Origin of the sequence: Halorubrum sp. CBA1229 (genome assembly GCF_003721435.2) — an archaeon.
Taxonomy (GTDB): domain Archaea; phylum Halobacteriota; class Halobacteria; order Halobacteriales; family Haloferacaceae; genus Halorubrum.
In genome coordinates this window covers 2,693,458-2,708,476 of sequence record NZ_CP054585.1, presented here as the reverse complement: position 1 = coordinate 2,708,476, position 15,019 = coordinate 2,693,458, and the positions used below count along the sequence as shown (strand labels likewise).

Annotated in this window: 14 protein-coding genes; 8 read left to right on the top strand and 6 right to left on the bottom strand. The window is 69.4% G+C overall.

What is annotated here, in order from left to right; all coding sequences use genetic code 11:
- Positions 1 to 14 precede the first annotated feature (14 nt).
- Positions 15 to 773, bottom strand: a complete 759-nt coding sequence (locus Hrr1229_RS13650; protein ID WP_123112388.1) for a coenzyme F420-0:L-glutamate ligase — start codon at positions 771 to 773, stop codon at positions 15 to 17.
- 184 nt (positions 774 to 957) lie between these two features.
- Here Hrr1229_RS13650 and Hrr1229_RS13645 point away from each other — a divergent pair, with 184 nt between their 5' ends.
- Positions 958 to 1,620: a DUF998 domain-containing protein gene (locus tag Hrr1229_RS13645; RefSeq protein WP_123112389.1), complete on the top strand. Its 663-nt coding sequence runs from the start codon at positions 958 to 960 to the stop codon at positions 1,618 to 1,620.
- Positions 1,621 to 1,850: 230 nt separating this feature from the next.
- Here the strand turns inward: Hrr1229_RS13645 and Hrr1229_RS13640 are convergent, their stop codons facing one another.
- A complete protein-coding gene (locus Hrr1229_RS13640; RefSeq protein WP_255212511.1) occupies positions 1,851 to 4,085 on the bottom strand; it encodes a heavy metal translocating P-type ATPase in 2,235 nt (744 codons plus the stop codon).
- A 615-nt stretch (positions 4,086 to 4,700) separates the two neighbouring features.
- Positions 4,701 to 6,167, bottom strand: coding sequence for an amidohydrolase family protein (locus Hrr1229_RS13635; RefSeq protein WP_123112391.1), 1,467 nt, complete (start codon positions 6,165 to 6,167; stop codon positions 4,701 to 4,703).
- 300 nt (positions 6,168 to 6,467) lie between these two features.
- Between Hrr1229_RS13635 and Hrr1229_RS13630 the strand changes: the two genes are divergently transcribed.
- Both Hrr1229_RS13630 and Hrr1229_RS13625 read left to right on the top strand, forming a co-directional pair.
- Positions 6,468 to 6,971: a DUF367 family protein gene (locus Hrr1229_RS13630; protein WP_123112392.1), complete on the top strand. Its 504-nt coding sequence runs from the start codon at positions 6,468 to 6,470 to the stop codon at positions 6,969 to 6,971.
- A gap of 110 nt (positions 6,972 to 7,081) precedes the next feature.
- Positions 7,082 to 7,555, top strand: coding sequence for a redoxin domain-containing protein (locus tag Hrr1229_RS13625; protein ID WP_123112393.1), 474 nt, complete (start codon positions 7,082 to 7,084; stop codon positions 7,553 to 7,555).
- Positions 7,556 to 8,086: 531 nt separating this feature from the next.
- On the opposite strand, the gene Hrr1229_RS13620 is transcribed toward Hrr1229_RS13625, so the two are convergent.
- Positions 8,087 to 8,449: a DUF5518 domain-containing protein gene (locus Hrr1229_RS13620; protein ID WP_123112394.1), complete on the bottom strand. Its 363-nt coding sequence runs from the start codon at positions 8,447 to 8,449 to the stop codon at positions 8,087 to 8,089.
- An 88-nt stretch (positions 8,450 to 8,537) separates the two neighbouring features.
- Between Hrr1229_RS13620 and Hrr1229_RS13615 the strand changes: the two genes are divergently transcribed.
- The 3 genes from Hrr1229_RS13615 to Hrr1229_RS13605 all read left to right on the top strand — a co-directional run bounded on the left by Hrr1229_RS13615 (position 8,538) and on the right by Hrr1229_RS13605 (position 10,248).
- Entirely contained in the window at positions 8,538 to 9,521 is a 984-nt protein-coding gene (locus Hrr1229_RS13615) for a hypothetical protein (protein ID WP_123112395.1), read from the top strand.
- 93 nt (positions 9,522 to 9,614) lie between these two features.
- Entirely contained in the window at positions 9,615 to 9,914 is a 300-nt protein-coding gene (locus Hrr1229_RS13610) for a hypothetical protein (RefSeq protein WP_123112396.1), read from the top strand.
- Positions 9,915 to 10,071: 157 nt separating this feature from the next.
- A complete protein-coding gene (locus tag Hrr1229_RS13605; RefSeq protein ID WP_176329416.1) occupies positions 10,072 to 10,248 on the top strand; it encodes a hypothetical protein in 177 nt (58 codons plus the stop codon).
- Between the two features lie 27 nt (positions 10,249 to 10,275).
- Here Hrr1229_RS13605 and Hrr1229_RS13600 read toward each other — a convergent pair whose 3' ends face one another.
- Positions 10,276 to 11,343 carry a type II glyceraldehyde-3-phosphate dehydrogenase gene (locus tag Hrr1229_RS13600; protein ID WP_123112397.1) on the bottom strand — a complete coding sequence of 356 codons (1,068 nt, stop codon included), beginning with the start codon at positions 11,341 to 11,343 and terminating at the stop codon, positions 10,276 to 10,278.
- A 177-nt stretch (positions 11,344 to 11,520) separates the two neighbouring features.
- Here Hrr1229_RS13600 and Hrr1229_RS13595 point away from each other — a divergent pair, with 177 nt between their 5' ends.
- Positions 11,521 to 12,471 carry an aminopeptidase gene (locus Hrr1229_RS13595; RefSeq protein WP_123112398.1) on the top strand — a complete coding sequence of 317 codons (951 nt, stop codon included), beginning with the start codon at positions 11,521 to 11,523 and terminating at the stop codon, positions 12,469 to 12,471.
- A 440-nt stretch (positions 12,472 to 12,911) separates the two neighbouring features.
- Here the strand turns inward: Hrr1229_RS13595 and Hrr1229_RS13590 are convergent, their stop codons facing one another.
- Positions 12,912 to 13,865 carry a hypothetical protein gene (locus Hrr1229_RS13590; protein ID WP_123112399.1) on the bottom strand — a complete coding sequence of 318 codons (954 nt, stop codon included), beginning with the start codon at positions 13,863 to 13,865 and terminating at the stop codon, positions 12,912 to 12,914.
- Between the two features lie 160 nt (positions 13,866 to 14,025).
- Here Hrr1229_RS13590 and Hrr1229_RS13585 point away from each other — a divergent pair, with 160 nt between their 5' ends.
- The gene (locus Hrr1229_RS13585; protein ID WP_123112400.1) at positions 14,026 to 15,009 is read left to right on the top strand and encodes a nucleoside recognition protein; all 984 of its coding nucleotides are present in this window, start codon (positions 14,026 to 14,028) and stop codon (positions 15,007 to 15,009) included.
- The last annotated feature ends 10 nt before the right edge of the window (positions 15,010 to 15,019 follow it).

The following is a 15,019-nucleotide window of genomic DNA, read 5'->3' as shown; positions in this document are numbered from 1 at the left end:
CTCGTAGCTCCGTGTCAGCGGTCCTCGTAGCGCCAGTCGCGCAGCGCCTGGCGGACGAAGTCGCCCTCGACCTCGCGGAAGTGGCTGTCCGAGCCCTCGTGGTCGCCGAACGACCAGTCGCGGGCGACGACGACGGGCGTCCCGCCCGCGCCCTCGCCGGCGACGAGGTTTGCCGCCGACGCGAGCTCGTCGATCACGTTCTGGACGGTGACGCCCATCTCCCGGCCGTCGCGGTCGCGCTCGCCGCGCCAGTCGCGGCTCGCCGGCAGGCCGGCCCAGCCGATCGCGACCCCGCGTTGGCCGTGTCGGAACGGGCGCCCGCAGGTGTCGCTGACGACCACGCGGTCGGCCGCGACGCCCTCGCGGATCCGCTCCGCGCTCTCGGTGGGGCGCTCCGGGAGCAGCAGCAGGTCGCCGTCGGGGACGTTCGACCGGTCGATACCGGCGTTGACGCCGATGTGGCCGAAGCGCGTCGCCGTCAGGAGGAACGGGGCCTCCATGATCAGCTCCGTCGACTCCTCGATGACGGCCTGGGCGAAGCGCGGGTCCTTCTCCTCGCCCGAGATCTCCGCGAGCCGACCGGCGACTTCGTTCGCCCGCGGCCCGGCCGGGAACTCGTCGAGGTCGAACGTCCGCCCCTCGGCCTTGGAGACGACGGTGCTGGCGACGACGACGACGTCGTCCTCGCGGAGGTCGACCCGCTCACCGATCATGGCCGCGAGGTCGTCTCCCTCCCGGATCTCCGGGAGGTCCGGGACGGCGAACAGCTCCATACGATCCACTGGGGTGCGACGAGGAAAAACCCCGCCGGTACCGGGCCGGTTTGACGGTATCGGGCCCGTCGAAACGCCCAGCGGCTGCCAGAATCAGCGCGCCGAATTACGGACGACGCGTGCGGGTGAGCCACCTCATGTCAAACAAATAATTATTTCTCCGTTCCGTGCGAACGTGCAGTCGATGAGCCAAACTGCCTCTCTCCGGTCCCGGCTCGGACTCTCGGAACGGTCGATAGCGGGCTTCGGTCTCGCCGTGTCGGGAGTCATCGGATTCATGGGGATCATCACGGCGGAGGTCCTCTATCCGAGCTATTCGACCCGACAGGATATCAGCGATCTGGGGTCGACACGCCCGCCCGACCCGGTGATACACGAACCCTCGGCGACGATCTTCAATTCCACGATGCTCCTGACGGGAGCGGTAGTAGTCCTCTCGGCGTACCTGCTGTACCGGGTACTGGACCGTCGCGGGTTCCCATTCGCGCTGGCCGTCTTCGGATTCGGCGCGTTCGGCGTCGGGGTCTTCCCCGGTAACGTGACCCCGTGGCACGGACTGTTCGCGCTCCTCACGTTTTTTGCGGGAGGGATCACGGTCCTCCTCTCCGCCCGGGTAGTCCCCCGACCGTTCTCGTTCCTCTGCGGGTTGCTCGGCGGAGTCTCTTTCCTCGTTCTCGTCAGCGTCTTCGTTTTCGGATTGGTCGTCGGTGGCCCCCATCCGCTCGAATTCCTCGGGAGCGGCGGAATCGAGCGGTGGGTCGTCTATCCGCTCATTCTCTGGTTGCTCGCGTTTGGTGGCTACCTCTCGGCCAAACCGGAGGACACGACGGGGGATGTGCCGGAGTAGCCGGCCCGCGCTGATACCTCACCGGACCTCGAACCGGGTGTTCGCGAGACGTCGCGACCGACACGCCCGCCGCATGCGGCACGGCCGTCGACACCGATCACGTCCTGAGGAGTCCGACGGGGGCCGCCGCACGACATCGATACCGTCCGCCCGGTGCCGGTGTCGTTCAGGCTCGGTTCCCGTGTCGTAAACGCGGTCGCTCGTCTGCATACTCGCGTGGTGGAGTCCCGCTACCGAAGCAACTTCCGCCGAGTGTTCGCCGCGACCAGACCGCCGCCGGCGATGACCGCGACCGCCGCTGACAGCGGGTTGAAGAACCCGACGGCCAACGCCAAGAGCGCGATCCCGTTGTAGGAGAACGCGAGGAAGTTGTTCTGTTTCACGCGGCGACGAGCCGCAGCCGCGAGGTCGAAGGCCGTCTCGACGGAGCGGATGTCGTTGTCGACGATCGCGACGTCGGCGGCGTCGGCGGCCAACGCCGTGCCGCCGCCCAACGAAATGCCGAGGTCGGCGGCGGCGAGCGCCGGGGCGTCGTTGGTGCCGTCGCCGACCATCGCGACTTGGCCGTCCGATTTGAGCCGTCGGATCGTCGCCGTCTTCCCTTCCGGCGGGACCGTCGCGAAGACGTGCGTCACGTCCTCGTGCCGCGTGAAGAAATCCGTCGCTTCTTCGTCGTCGCCGGTCAGGACGACGATATCCGTGTCCCGCGCACCGAGTCGAGATATCGTGTCGTCCCAGCCGTCTCGAGGCTCATCGCCCACGACGATCAGTCCCTCTGCCGTCCCGTCGCGACCGACGACGACCGGAAGCTGACCGAACCCCCGAGCGTCGGCGACGCGGGACCGAATGTCGTCGTCCACGGTCCATCCCCGTTCCGCGAAGAGCCCGAGGTTTCCGACGAGATACGTCGTTCCGTCGATCACCCCCTCGATACCGGACCGGTGGTTCGTGAACTCGCTTATCCGGCCGGCGTCGAGGCTTCCCTGGACCGCGCTCTCGTCGGCGAAGGCCGTGGTGATGGCGTTTGCAGCGGGGTGTGACGCCCGCTGCTCGAGCGCTGCGACGGCGTCGAGTAGCTCCGCGGGGGCGTTCGCCTCGATCACCTCCATCTCGCCGGTCGTGAGGGTCCCCGTCTTGTCGAAGACGACGATGTCGACATCTCGAAGCCGTTCGAAGACCGTCTCGTCGAAGATGATGATCCCGTGACGGAGCGCGCTCGCGAGGCTCTTGGCAACCGAGAGCGGCGTCGCGAGTCCGAGGGCCCACGGCGACCCGGCGAGGAGGACCAGTAGTGCGAGGAGGACCGCGTCTGAGACGGTCACACCGAACGCGAGCGCGCCAGCGCCGCCGATCGCAACGGCGGCTCCGACGACGAGGAGCACCGCGCGCGACGCGAGTCGGTCAGCGTGGCGTTGCACGCCGTGAGTCGCGCTCTGGAGGTCCCAGACGGCGGTCGTTATCCGATCGATGCTGCTCGTCAGGTCCGGGCCGACGCGGATCAGGGCGGCTCCGTCCGTGACGATCGATCCCCCGATGACCTCGTCTCCGGCGCGTTTCGGCACCGGTAGCGACTCACCGGTGACGATCGATTCGTCGACGGTGCAGCCGTCGTCGACCAGTTCGCCGTCTACGGGGACTCGTTCGCCCTGTCGAACGAGGACGGTATCGTCCGCATCGAGGTCCTCGACGCGAACTTCCCGCGTTCCCCCCTCGGCGTCGGACGTCCGTGCGCGCTCGACTTGCGATATCGTGAGCTCGGTCAGGCGGTCGAGCGCGCGTTGCTTGATCGACGACTCGTAGAACGCCGCCGCGGTGACCGCGGCCGTGACGACGATCGCGAGGTCGTAGAAGATGTCGTTCCGACCGAGGATGACGGCGACCGTGCTGTACGCGTACGCGCTGGTCGCGGTGATCGCGACTAGCAGGTCCGTGTTCGGGCGCCGCATCTTGAGACTGATGTACGCGCCACGCAGCACCGGGAGACCGGTAAAGACCAGAATGAGTCCGGTCATCACGAAATACAGCCGGAGGAAGACGAACGCTCCCTGACTGTCGAGCCGGAACGCGCCCTGGAAGACGGCGAGCGCTTGCCAGTCGAATATCGACGCGAGGTGCGCCGGGTAGAGGATCGCGACGTACGGGACCAGCAGAAACGCACCGAAGAGGAACCCGACGGAGTATCGCATTCCCAGGAGCTGATCGTCGCGGCGCTTCCGAATGCCGCCCATCTCTCGCGCTCGGCGCGTCGTTCCGCCGGTATCGCTCGTGTCTGTCGAGGCGGCTTCGCGGAGGTACGCCGTGTATCCGAGGGTACTCAGCGCGTCACGCAGCGACGCCTTCGACACGGTGTCGGGGTCGTGTTCGACTCGGATGGTCTCCGTGACGTAACTCGCCTCGGCATCGGTCACGCCCTCCCGGCTCTCGGCGAGCGATTCGAGATACGCCTCGCACGTCGCGGAGTGCATCCCGTCAATCCGGAAGAACGTTCGAAAACCGCTCCGATCGGGAGCATCAGCGTCGTCGCTCCGCGCACTCTCGGTCTCAGTCGAGGTTCGGGCGGCCTCGGAGCCGTCGGAAGCGCCGAGCGTCGCGTACACGTCTCGGCATCCGCTCGAACAGAACGACCGTCCGTCGACGGTCTCGAACGCGGAAGACCGGACCTCTCGACCACATAGGTGGCAGTTATCGGTCATATTCTCGTGGCGGCGCGTCCGCTTCGCGTCCGATATCACACCGGCCCGAACGGAGACGGTGGTGCAGCCTCAGTTCGTTTCCCGACGCGACCTGATGATGGAGTGTCAATCGCTTACGGCTCGGTACGGAGGTCGCGTTTATGGTGTTGTTGCTCTCTCGCACCGAGTCGCTCTCCGTGACGGACGCCGTATCGATCGATGAGAGTCGGCCCTGTCGAAGTCCCTGTCAGCTGGTCGAACACTCGTGCTGGACAGAGGGCGCGGGTTCGGCACGCAGCTATTGCTCAGGGGATGTTCGTTTCGGCCGAAAAGCCGCCGTATGGCCAGCCCGGGACCCCGGCGGCGACTGAGCGCGGTCGTCGTCGAACGACCTCCCTCGTATCCGTGTCAGAGCGGGAATCTGTCTCTGAGCGACTGGAACGCGAGTCGGCCGAGCAACCGACTGGGGCCGCGCTTCGGCAGGTCGCGGACGACGGCCGTCGTGCTCGGCGGCTCTGCCTCACCGATACCGAGTTCCCACTCCGTTTCCGACTCGAACCGGTCGACTGCGGCCTCGACGCGGTCTCGCACCGCATCGGCATCCATCGTCTTCACGTCGCCGGTCTCCATGAGCACGTCGCCGTCCACGATCACGGTCTCCACGTCAGCCGGCGCCGCGTTATTCGCCACCTGCGCCGGAACGTTAGTCAGCGGCGTGAATTTCGGCTTGTCGACGTCCAGCAGAATGACGTCGGCGCGCTTACCGGGTTCGAGACTTCCGATCTCGTCGCCGACCCCGAGCGCCTCTGCCCCGTCGATGGTGAGCATGCGTACGAGTTCCATCGAGTCGTACTGGCCGGCCGAGCGCTTGAGATTCGCCGCGAGCCGGGCCTGCCGCGCCTCGCCGAACAGGCTGTAGGAGTCGTGCCAGTAGTGGTCGTCGATGCCCAGGCCGACGTCGACGCCCGCGTCGCGCAGCTCCGGCACCGGCGTCCACTGCACGTCGCCGTCCGTGTTCCAGTAACAGAAGATCGACGGGCAGTGCGCCACCGACGCGTTCGCCTCGGCGGTGCGCCGGATGTCCTCGTCGTCGGCGAGCCGGAAGTGCGCGGCCACCAGCCGGTCGTCGAGGAGCCCGACCTCATCGAGGAGCCCGAGCGAGTCCGCGGCGCCGTTCGACCGCGCCATCGCGTTGCTCGCCTCCAGTTCGAGCAGGTGGGTGTGGACGAGCAGATCTGGGTGTTCGGCGGCGAGGTCGGCGGTCCGTTCCCACAGTTCACGGGTACACGACCAGTCGTCGTGGGGGTCGATCGTCGCCCGGATCCGGCCGTTGTACGCGCCGTGGTACTCGTCGATGAACTCGCGGGCCCGGTCGAACTGCTCTCCGACGGGGACGTCCCAGAAGAGGTCGGAGAGCGCCATCCCGAAGAACCCGCGCAGGCCCGCTTCGCCGAACGTCTCCGCGCCCGCGCTCGGACGGACGTCCATCGAGTTGACGGTCGTGACCCCGCCGGTGAGGAAGTTCAGCGCAGCGAGTTCGTACCCCGCCTCGGTGACGTAGCCGTACTCGCCCTCGGCGATGTGTCCGAAAATGGCGGTCATCCCGCTCATCATCTCCGCGAGGTCGAGGTCGCTGAACGCGCCGAGCAGCGGCGTCAGTTCGAGGTGGGTGTGCGCGTTGACGAGCCCCGGCATCACGAGCGTGCCCTCGCCGTCGACGACGCGGTCGGCCGCGATGTCTGCGTCATCGTCCCGGGACGAACGCACGTCGGTGATTCGGCCGTCCTCGATGAGCACCGTTCCTCGCTCGTAGAGCCGATTTCGCTCGTCCACCGTGAGAACGACCGCGTCGTGAATTACAGTGTCAGCCGTCATTTTCGCCCACCTGTCAGAGCCGTGGCTAGTCGCTATTATTACTGCCCGTGTTCGCTCGCCCGCGAGCGCGGGACCCCCGCGAGTTCGCTCTTCGTGAGCGTCGGCGTCGCGACGCCTACGATCGCGTCCGTCGGAGCCTCAACGCACTAACACCCCTTCAACGGCGGCGGGCGTCGACTACCCGCGGCGCGTAGCGTCACGCTCGTTTCGTCAGTTCAGTTATAAACGAACACTCAGGACCGCAGGGCGGGTTCCGACCGCTCCGCACGTCTTATAACTGACTCAGCCGATTTCGTACGTGTGGACCTCCACGTCCGGTACGAGGGCGACGACGACCCCGAGAAGTGCACGGCCCGGAAGCTCGCGCGGTTCGACCTCGCGGAGCTGCACCGCTCCGACCGCGCCACGCCCTACGGAGTCGTGCTCAACCCCCACGCCGAGCGGGCGCTCTCGCCCGCGGACGCCGACCTCGCCCGCGACAACGCGCTCGTCGCGCTGGACTGCTCGTGGGAATCGGCCGGCGAAAAGACCTTCTCGCTACCCGGCGAGCACCGAGCGCTCCCGTACCTCGTCGCCGGCAACCCCGTGAACTTCGGCCGGCCGATGCAGCTCACGACGGTGGAGGCGTTCGCCGCCGCCCTCCACATCCTCGGCGAGCCCGACCACGCGGAACGGATCATGGCGAAGTTCACGTGGGGCGAGACGTTCCTCGACCTCAACGAGGAGCCGCTCCGGCGGTACGCCGACTGCGAGGACTCGGCCGAGGTCGTCGCGATTCAACAGGAGTACCTCGACCGGGAGTAGCCGGCGGAGCCCGCCGGGCCCGCCGAGCGCCCCACGCCCGACGGCGCCGATACCGGCACCGAACGTGGTCGCGACAAGCCTTTTGCGTGAATCGCCCCTATTCGGTAGCGATGGTATCCACTGGCGACACCGCACCCGACATCTCCGCGAAGATCGGCACGAGCGACCACGAACCGTTCGAGCTCGACGACCACCTCGGCGACGGGCCGGTGGTGCTGGCGTTCTTCCCCGGGGCGTTCACCCCGCCGTGCACGAACGAGATGGTCGCGTTCCAGGAGCACGCCGACGCCTTCGACGCGGCCGGCGCGACCGTCTTCGGGATCAGCGCGGACTCCCCGTTCTCTCAGGGGGCGTTCCGCGAGGAACACGGGATCGAGTTCGACCTCGTGAGCGACATGGGCGGCGACGCGATCCGGGCGTACGACCTCGAGATGGACATCGCCGAGCTCGGCCTCTACGGCATCGCCAACCGCGCCGTCTTCGTCCTCGACGCGGAGGGCGAGGTCGTCTACGACTGGGTCGCCGACGACCCGACCAACGAGCCCGACTACGAGGCCGTCCTCGACGCGGCCGAGAGCGCGTAGAGCGTCCCCGGTCGACGAGTAGCGGTTTCGGTCGCTTCTTCGGCCGTCCTTTCATAAACAGATGGTGGCGGTTCGGCGGCAAAACACCGGTAACGCCCCGGCCCTCGCTTATAAATAACCGCCTCGGGATCGACGACGAACAACTTCAAAGCCCCAGTCGCGAGGCGGGCGCACGCTCGCTGCGGTCCTCGCTCACTCGCTCCGCTCGTTCTCTGCGGTCCTTTGGTCGTCATCAGAACGCGAAGCGTTCTGATTGGCTCACGAGAGCTTTGCTCTCGTGAACGCCTGCGCCCGCCTCGCGACTGCCCCTTTGAGTCCCGCCCCGCACAGCACCGCACCTCGTCCCTCCCCAGCCTCGTCGCTCACTTCGTCGCCGGCGCTTCGCGCCGGCTGCTCGTGGCGCTACGCGCCACGCCGTTCGCGACTCCCTCGCGCGCGCTCCTCGGCCGCAAGGCGGCCTCGGAGGCGCGCGCCAACCGGTAAAACACACCCACCGACACCACCAATCTGAACCGAATCAAAAAAGCCGACTCAGTCCCCGAGCACGCCGCCGATCGCGCCCGCGAGCGCCGAGTCGACCGCGAACAGGAACGTCACGAACAGCCCGACGACCAGCACGCCGGCGCCACCGAGCAGGCTCCCGATCGGGCCGCCCGCGAGCCCGACGAGCCCGCCGAACGCGGCCAGCAGCAGCGTGACGACGACGCCGCTCACGGAGCCGGCCAGGAGTCCGTGCCACGTCCCGGAGAGGAGGCCGCCGCCGGCGACGTAGCCGGCGACGAAGCCGCCGATCAGCCCGGCGCCGACGTGGCCGACCACCGGCGCGAACGTCGCGAGCAGTCCGGCGATCAGCATCACCGCGAACCCGTAGCCGACGGCGCGCCAGTCTGTCATGCGTCGCGATAGCGGGTGAGGGGGTAAGTAATCGCCGGGACGGCGCTGGTGTCGGGGTTTAAGCCGCTCACCCCGCTACAGCCACGGCGTGCCCTCCGATTCGCCCCGCTCGGTCGAGGAGACGGTCTCGGCAGTCGACGCGGATGCCGACACCGCGGGCGACTCGACCGAGCCCTCGAAATCACCGGACGCCGTCGAGTGGGGTCCGGTCCGCTTCGATCGACTGCGTTCAGCGGCGTTCGGCGGAATCATCGTCGCGGGCGGACTCCTCCTCGCGGCACTCGCGGTCCTCGCGATCGGGGTGGGTGCCTCGCTGGTCGAGGGCGACTGGCCCCCGCCGTCGATGTGGGCGGTGGGCGTCATCCTCCTCGTCGGCGGGCCGGTGTCGCTGCTCTACTGGATCATCGCGTACGACCGGACCTCCCCGGAACGACGCCGAGAGCTCCGGTCGCAGTTCGGCGACTACTCGTTCGATCCCGCTCGGTTCCGTCTCGGCTGGACCCTCGCCGGAGCGGGAGCCGTCCTCGCCGTCGTCGTCGCGGCGACCGGGGGCGGCCCGCTCCCGGGCGCTCCGTCGCTGTTCCAGGGGGTCGTGCCGCTGCTCCTCGCGCTGCTCGCGTTCGCGCCGGCGCTCGCGGGCTCGCGGGGAACCGACGTGCGACTCGATCCGGCCGCGCTGAGCGTGGAGCGAACGTACCGGAGCCACGGTCGAACGCGCACCGACGACCTCGGGGCCGCGGTCCGGACGCGCCGGATCGACCTCCCGTGGACGACCGTCTTCCTGGTCGCCTACCGCGGCAACGCGTGGTATCGTTCGACCCCGTGGCTGGTCGTCCCGACCGAACTGGCGGACGACGTCGAGCGGGGGCTCGCCGAGGCGCTCGCGCGGAGCGACGGGCCCGACCGCGCCAGCGTCGCGGAACGCGTTATCCTCGCGGCGCTGGGGTCCGCCTCGCTCGTCGCGGGCTTCGCGATGGCCGTCGCGGCGGGCGAGACCGCGGCCGGCGTGCTGTTGGCGCTCCTGACGGCGCCGTTCAGCCTCCTCTTCGTGGCGCTCGCGGCGCGGTTGTGATCCCTCCCGAGGCGCCGGTGGGGCCCCTCGTCGACACCGGATATGTCACCCCCCACCACGCGACTCATATAGCCGGGCCTCCTAACGTCGCACATGGACAGAAAGCGTCTTGAGAGCGCGCTGGCGGAGGCGTTCGACGGGACCGCGGCCGAACGGCGGGCCGTTTCCCGGGCGGCCTGCGACCTCGCCGACTCCGGTCGACCCTCCGAGGACCGGGGACACGCGCTCACCGTCTCGGGCGTGGTCGACCACCTCGACGACGCGCCCGACGGCTCCTCGCTCGTCGAGCGCTGGAACTGGTGGCTCGGCGCGCTCGACGCCGCCTACGGCGGGTACGACTACTTCACCGTGCGGTTCGTCGAGGGCGACGAGGAGGCGGGGCTTCGACGGTAGCTCGGCGAGAGCCCGGCGGGGAACTCCGCGGGGGGGGTCGCGAGCCGAAACCCGAACGCGAACGCGGGATCGGCGGGTTCCGCCGTCGAGCCCTTCACTTTCACTTTCACTCCGGGCATGGCTCGCTTATAGGGGCGTTCCGCTCGACATCCGAAGTATGAGCGCGAGTACCCAGACCCGACCGCGGTACGCGACGCCGACGCGGAAAGACGTCACCGACTGTCGAACGGATCGGATCGCCGACCTCGTCCGGACGAACCGCGTGCGCGGGAGCGAGGTGGCGCTGGAACGGCGCGGCGGGCGGACGTACCTCGTGACGCGACCGGCGGAATAAGAGCGGTCGTCGACCGAGCGGGGCGAGTCAGTCGTCGGCCGTGAGCGGGCTCCGGACGCCGCCGCCGTCGGAGAGCAGGCTGTCGAGGCCCACCCCGAGCGATTCGTCGGTCCGCGCGACCGACTCCGCGCGCGGCGTGTCGGTCATCAGCGCCCGGATCGCGTCGACGTTCTCGGGGACCACGTCGGCCTCCTGGTGGACGTTCTGAAACAGGTACAGGTCCCGGCCCTCGACGCTTATCGACTCCGCCCAGACGCAGTTCTCCCAGAGGTCGCCGCGCGGACGCCCGATATCGGCGGCGTAGTCCTTCAGCGCTCCGGCGCCGTCGATCCCGGCGCGTTCGGGGATCATGAACACGCGGCTCTCGTCGGCGAGGAGGTCCCTGACCGCGGCCGCGCTCGGCTCCTCCTCGAGAGTGACGTTCACGCTGTGGGTGTGCATCGCCGTGACGGGGGCCTTCAGCGCGGCCGTGTCGACGTCGACGTCCGGGAGGATCGTGTTCACGTCGGGACCGTGGTGGGAGGGGACTGTCTTCGGATCCGGCACGACGTCGTTGATGGGCCCCCGGTCGGTCTCGCTCGGGTCGCCGCCGCGGCGGACGAGCGTCACGCGCGCCTTCTCGATGCCGTACGTCTCGTCGAGGGGGGCGAGGATCCGGGAGAGCCCGGTGGAGTTACAGGAGACGACGCGGAGCGAGTCGGCGTCGCGGGCGGCCCCGTAGCTCCCCCGCGCGTTGAACGAGGCGTCGGCGACGGCGGCGTCCTCGCCGCCCTGGTAGATCGCCGGCACGTCGTGGGCCGCGTACGTCGCTCGGTTGCGCTCGCCGATTCCGGAGGGACAGCAGTCGACGACGACGTCGACGGCGCCGAGCAGGTCGGTGAGCGTTCCCGCCACGCCGAGCCCCGCGGCCTCGAACTCGTCGGCGCGGTCGGCGATCGCCGCGTAGAGGTCGTACCCGCGTCGGATCGCGGCCTCGGCGCCGTAGTTGGGGCTCGCCTTCGCCACGCCGACGACCTCCATGTCGGGCTGGGCCGCGACCGCGTCCGCGACCCGCTTCCCGATCGTGCCGTACCCGTTGACGCCCACGCGTATCATACCGAACCCTCGCTCACACACCGGCATAATCTTTTCGAGTAAATTAATAAGAAATTAACTACGGCGTGAGTAATCGGTCGGTAAATTCGACCGACGTGAGAGTGTAACAGAGTTTCGAAAAGGAGTAAAAATAAACAAATGAGAAGGACTAACGCCCGCGAACACCGAGTACCGATCATGACGTCCGACCTCTCCGAGGCGGCCGCGACCGCCGTGAACCAGTGTCTGAACGTCGCGCCCGACGAGTCGGTCGTCGTCGTGACCGACGACGAGCGCGAACCGATCGGCGAGGCCCTGTACGAGGCCGCGACCGCCGTCACCGACGAGACGACGATCCTCCGGTACCCGCCGGCCGAGCAGCACGGCACCGAGCCGCCCGCGCCCGTGGCGGCCGCGATGGTCGAGAGCGACGTCTTCCTCGCGCCGACGACGAAGAGTCTCAGTCACACCCGCGCCCGCGGAGCCGCCTGCGACGCCGGCGCCCGCGGCGCAACGCTGCCGGGGATCACGCCAGACGTGTTCGCCACGGGGCTCGACGCGGACTACGCCGCCATCGAGGCCGCGTGCGACGACGTGCTCGCGCAGGTCGCCGGCGCCGACGAGGTCCGCGTCACCTCGCCCGAGGGCACCGACATCACCTTCGGGATCGGCGACCGCGAGTGGCTCTCGGACACCGGGATGGTCCGCGATCCCGGCGACTTCTCGAACCTGCCGGCCGGCGAGGTGTTCGTCGCGCCGGAGACCGCGACGGGCACCTTCGTCGTCGACGGGACGATGATGCCCCACGGCCTGCTCGACGAGGACCAAGAGCTCACCTTCGAGGTCGAGGACGGACTGGTCACGGGCATCGACGACGACGCGGTCCGCGCCGACGTCGAGGCGGCCGCGGAGTCGGTCGGTGACGCCGCGTACAACCTGGCCGAACTCGGCATCGGGACCAACGTCGGCGTCGACGAGCTGGTCGGCTCGGTCCTCCTCGACGAGAAGGCCGGCGGCACCGTGCACATCGCGATCGGCGACAACGCCGGGATCGGTGGGGAGACGGACGCCCCGATCCACCTCGACGGGATCCTCCGGAACCCGACCGTCTACGCCGACGGCGCCGAGATCGAACTGCCGACCGCGTAGGGGGAGCCGGGTCAGAGACGGTCGCTCATTTATAAACGAACGTTGCGGTCGGCGCGTGCCTCCGAGCGCCCAGCGGGCGCGAGGAGCACGCGCGAGGGACGCGGCGACCGAAGGGAGCCGCGAGGCTGGGGAGGCGTGAGGCCGCGGTGCCGTGCGGGGCGGGACTCAAAGGGGCAGCCGTGAGGCGGTCACAGGCGACGTAAGCACTGGAAGGAGCGAGTGAAACGAGCGACTGAAGCGCGTGGTTCGAAACGGCTTCGCCGTTTCGTCATCACGAGACGCCTTTGGCGTCTCGAACGACAGCGAGCGTGTGACCGCCTCACGGCTGGGGCTTTGCAGGCATACACCATCGATCCGCCACCAGCAGTTATTTATAAACGAACGGTCGGATCGTTTTAGGTACTCACCGCGGCAGCAACCGTTTATAATCGATCGACACCCTATTCAACGACCGCGAGCGCGACGCCCGCCACGTCCCGCACGCCGACCACCTGGTGTCGCCAGCCGTCGCCGGCGTCGACGCACAGCGTGCCGGCCGCGGTGACGGCGACGGAGATTCCGGGACCGTAGCCGAGCGCGACCGGGTCCTCGTCCACGGGGAGCTCGGTCTCGCCCCACGTCTCGGCGTCCCACGCGACGGCCTCCGTCCCTGACGCGTCGCCGGCGTGGACCAGAAGATCGCCGTCGAGGACCGCCATCGCGTGGCCGTCGCCGTCGGCCGCGACCGCCTCCGCCGCCCCCTCCCGCGCCGTCATCCAGCCGTTGCCGAGCCAGTAGAGCCCGGACCCGGTCGCCGCGAGGGGCATCCCCGCGCCGGCGACGTCACGGGCGTCGTCGAGGCCGACCGCGGTGAGCGCGCGCGCCGCACTCGCGTCGGTCGCGGCGGCCGCGCCGTCGCCCTCGGTGACCCGATACACCCCGTCCGCGGCCGCGACGAGGGGGCCGTCGATCGCGCGCGGCTCCGACACGGACCCGACCCGGGTGACCGCCGCCGCGGTCGGCGCGCCGTCGCCCCCCTCGACCGCGACGCGGTCGATCTCGCCCTCCTCACCGGCGACGAGGAACGCGCCGTCGTGGACGCTCGCGGCGACAGCGGCGACCGCGGCGCCTGTGTCGGCATCGATCGGCTCGAACTCGGGGTCGTCGCCGACGAGGGCGACGCGCAGGCCGTCCGCGGTCGCGATCCCGACGAGGTCCGACTCGTCGTCCCGGGGGAGGACCGCGACGTCGCGGGCCGGCTCGCGGGCGACCATGTCGAACGCGCCGACCTTGTCGGCCGACAGCGCCACTCGGACGACCCCGTTCCCGGTGGCGACGTACGCGTCGGTGCGGCCCGCCGTCCCGGCGTACACGCGCTTCTCCTCGATCGAGATGTCGTCCTCCGCGGGTGCCATCGGCCGGGGATTCGGGCGGGGGTCTCATAAGCCCCGCGCGCCGGGGGCGCGGGAGCCGGGCGGCCGGCGGTCCGCGTGGCGCGGGCGCGGTCGCCCCGAGGCTTGACGACCGCCCGCCCGTTTCGACGCGCATTAGGTCGGCGACCGCGTACCGCCGGCCGTGCAACCGGTCGCCGCCGAGATCGTCGCGCTGCTCGCCGAGGTCGCCCCGCGGCTCGCGCGGATCGCGGCGTTCATCGCGGTCGGCGTCTTCGCCGCCAACGTCGCGGTCGCGTTCGGGCTGATCCGGTACGTCGCGGGGCTGGCCGGGTGGCTCACCCGCCCCGCGAACCTCCCCGACGAGGTCGGCACCGCGATCCTCACGACGGCGGCGTCGACGACCGCGGGGTACGCCACGCTCGCCGAGTACCGCGAGTCGGGCCTGCTCGACGACCGGGCGACGCTCGTCGCCGTGACCATCAACACGTTCTTCGGCTTCGTCCAGCACGTGTTCACCTACTACATCCCGGTGTTGATCCCGATTCTGGGCGTCGAGACCGGGACCGTTTACGTCTCCGCGCGCGCCGGCATCGCCCTCACTATCACCGTCACGGGCGTCCTCGCCGGGGGCGTCCTCCTCTCCGAGCGCAACGTCGACCGCGCCGCGCTCGCCGATGTCGACGCGACCGGACCCGAGGCCGACGACCGCACGAGCCGCGAGCGCGTCCGGGCGGCCGCCGAGAAGTCGTGGTCGACCCTCCGACGCATCGTCCCCCGGCTCGCGGTCGTGTACACGCTCGTGATCTGGCTCGTCACCTCCTACGATGTCGAGGCGCTGACGAGCGTCGCCGAGCCGATCACCGGGGTCCTCGGGCTGCCGGGGGCCGCGGTCCCCGTGATCGCCGTGTACACCCTCGACACGACGGCCGGGGCCGTCACGCTCGCCGGCACCGACGCCGGCGTGTTCACCACCCGAACCGCGGTCGCGAGCCTGCTCATCGGCGGCATCCTCTCGTTTGCCGTCTCCACCTTCCGGCGCTCGATCCCCTTCCAGTACGGGATCTGGGGCGCCGAGTTCGGGACGAAAGTGATCGCCGTCAACACCGCCCTGAAGCTCGTCTTCATCTCGGCGACGGTCGCGCTGCTGCTCGCGCCGGTGTGGTGATGCGAGCCGA

Excerpts from the sequence above, each read along its gene's own strand:
- Hrr1229_RS13650 (WP_123112388.1), bottom strand. The coding sequence starts at position 773 with ATGGAGCTGTTCGCCGTCCCGGACCTCCCGGAGATCCGGGAGGGAGAC.
- Hrr1229_RS13645 (WP_123112389.1), top strand. The coding sequence starts at position 958 with ATGAGCCAAACTGCCTCTCTCCGGTCCCGGCTCGGACTCTCGGAACGG.
- Hrr1229_RS13640 (WP_255212511.1), bottom strand. The coding sequence starts at position 4,085 with ATGCACTCCGCGACGTGCGAGGCGTATCTCGAATCGCTCGCCGAGAGC.
- Hrr1229_RS13635 (WP_123112391.1), bottom strand. The coding sequence starts at position 6,167 with ATGACGGCTGACACTGTAATTCACGACGCGGTCGTTCTCACGGTGGAC.
- Hrr1229_RS13625 (WP_123112393.1), top strand. The coding sequence starts at position 7,082 with ATGGTATCCACTGGCGACACCGCACCCGACATCTCCGCGAAGATCGGC.
- Hrr1229_RS13620 (WP_123112394.1), bottom strand. The coding sequence starts at position 8,449 with ATGACAGACTGGCGCGCCGTCGGCTACGGGTTCGCGGTGATGCTGATC.
- Hrr1229_RS13610 (WP_123112396.1), top strand. The coding sequence starts at position 9,615 with ATGGACAGAAAGCGTCTTGAGAGCGCGCTGGCGGAGGCGTTCGACGGG.
- Hrr1229_RS13605 (WP_176329416.1), top strand. The coding sequence starts at position 10,072 with ATGAGCGCGAGTACCCAGACCCGACCGCGGTACGCGACGCCGACGCGG.
- Hrr1229_RS13600 (WP_123112397.1), bottom strand. The coding sequence starts at position 11,343 with ATGATACGCGTGGGCGTCAACGGGTACGGCACGATCGGGAAGCGGGTC.
- Hrr1229_RS13595 (WP_123112398.1), top strand. The coding sequence starts at position 11,521 with ATGACGTCCGACCTCTCCGAGGCGGCCGCGACCGCCGTGAACCAGTGT.
- Hrr1229_RS13590 (WP_123112399.1), bottom strand. The coding sequence starts at position 13,865 with ATGGCACCCGCGGAGGACGACATCTCGATCGAGGAGAAGCGCGTGTAC.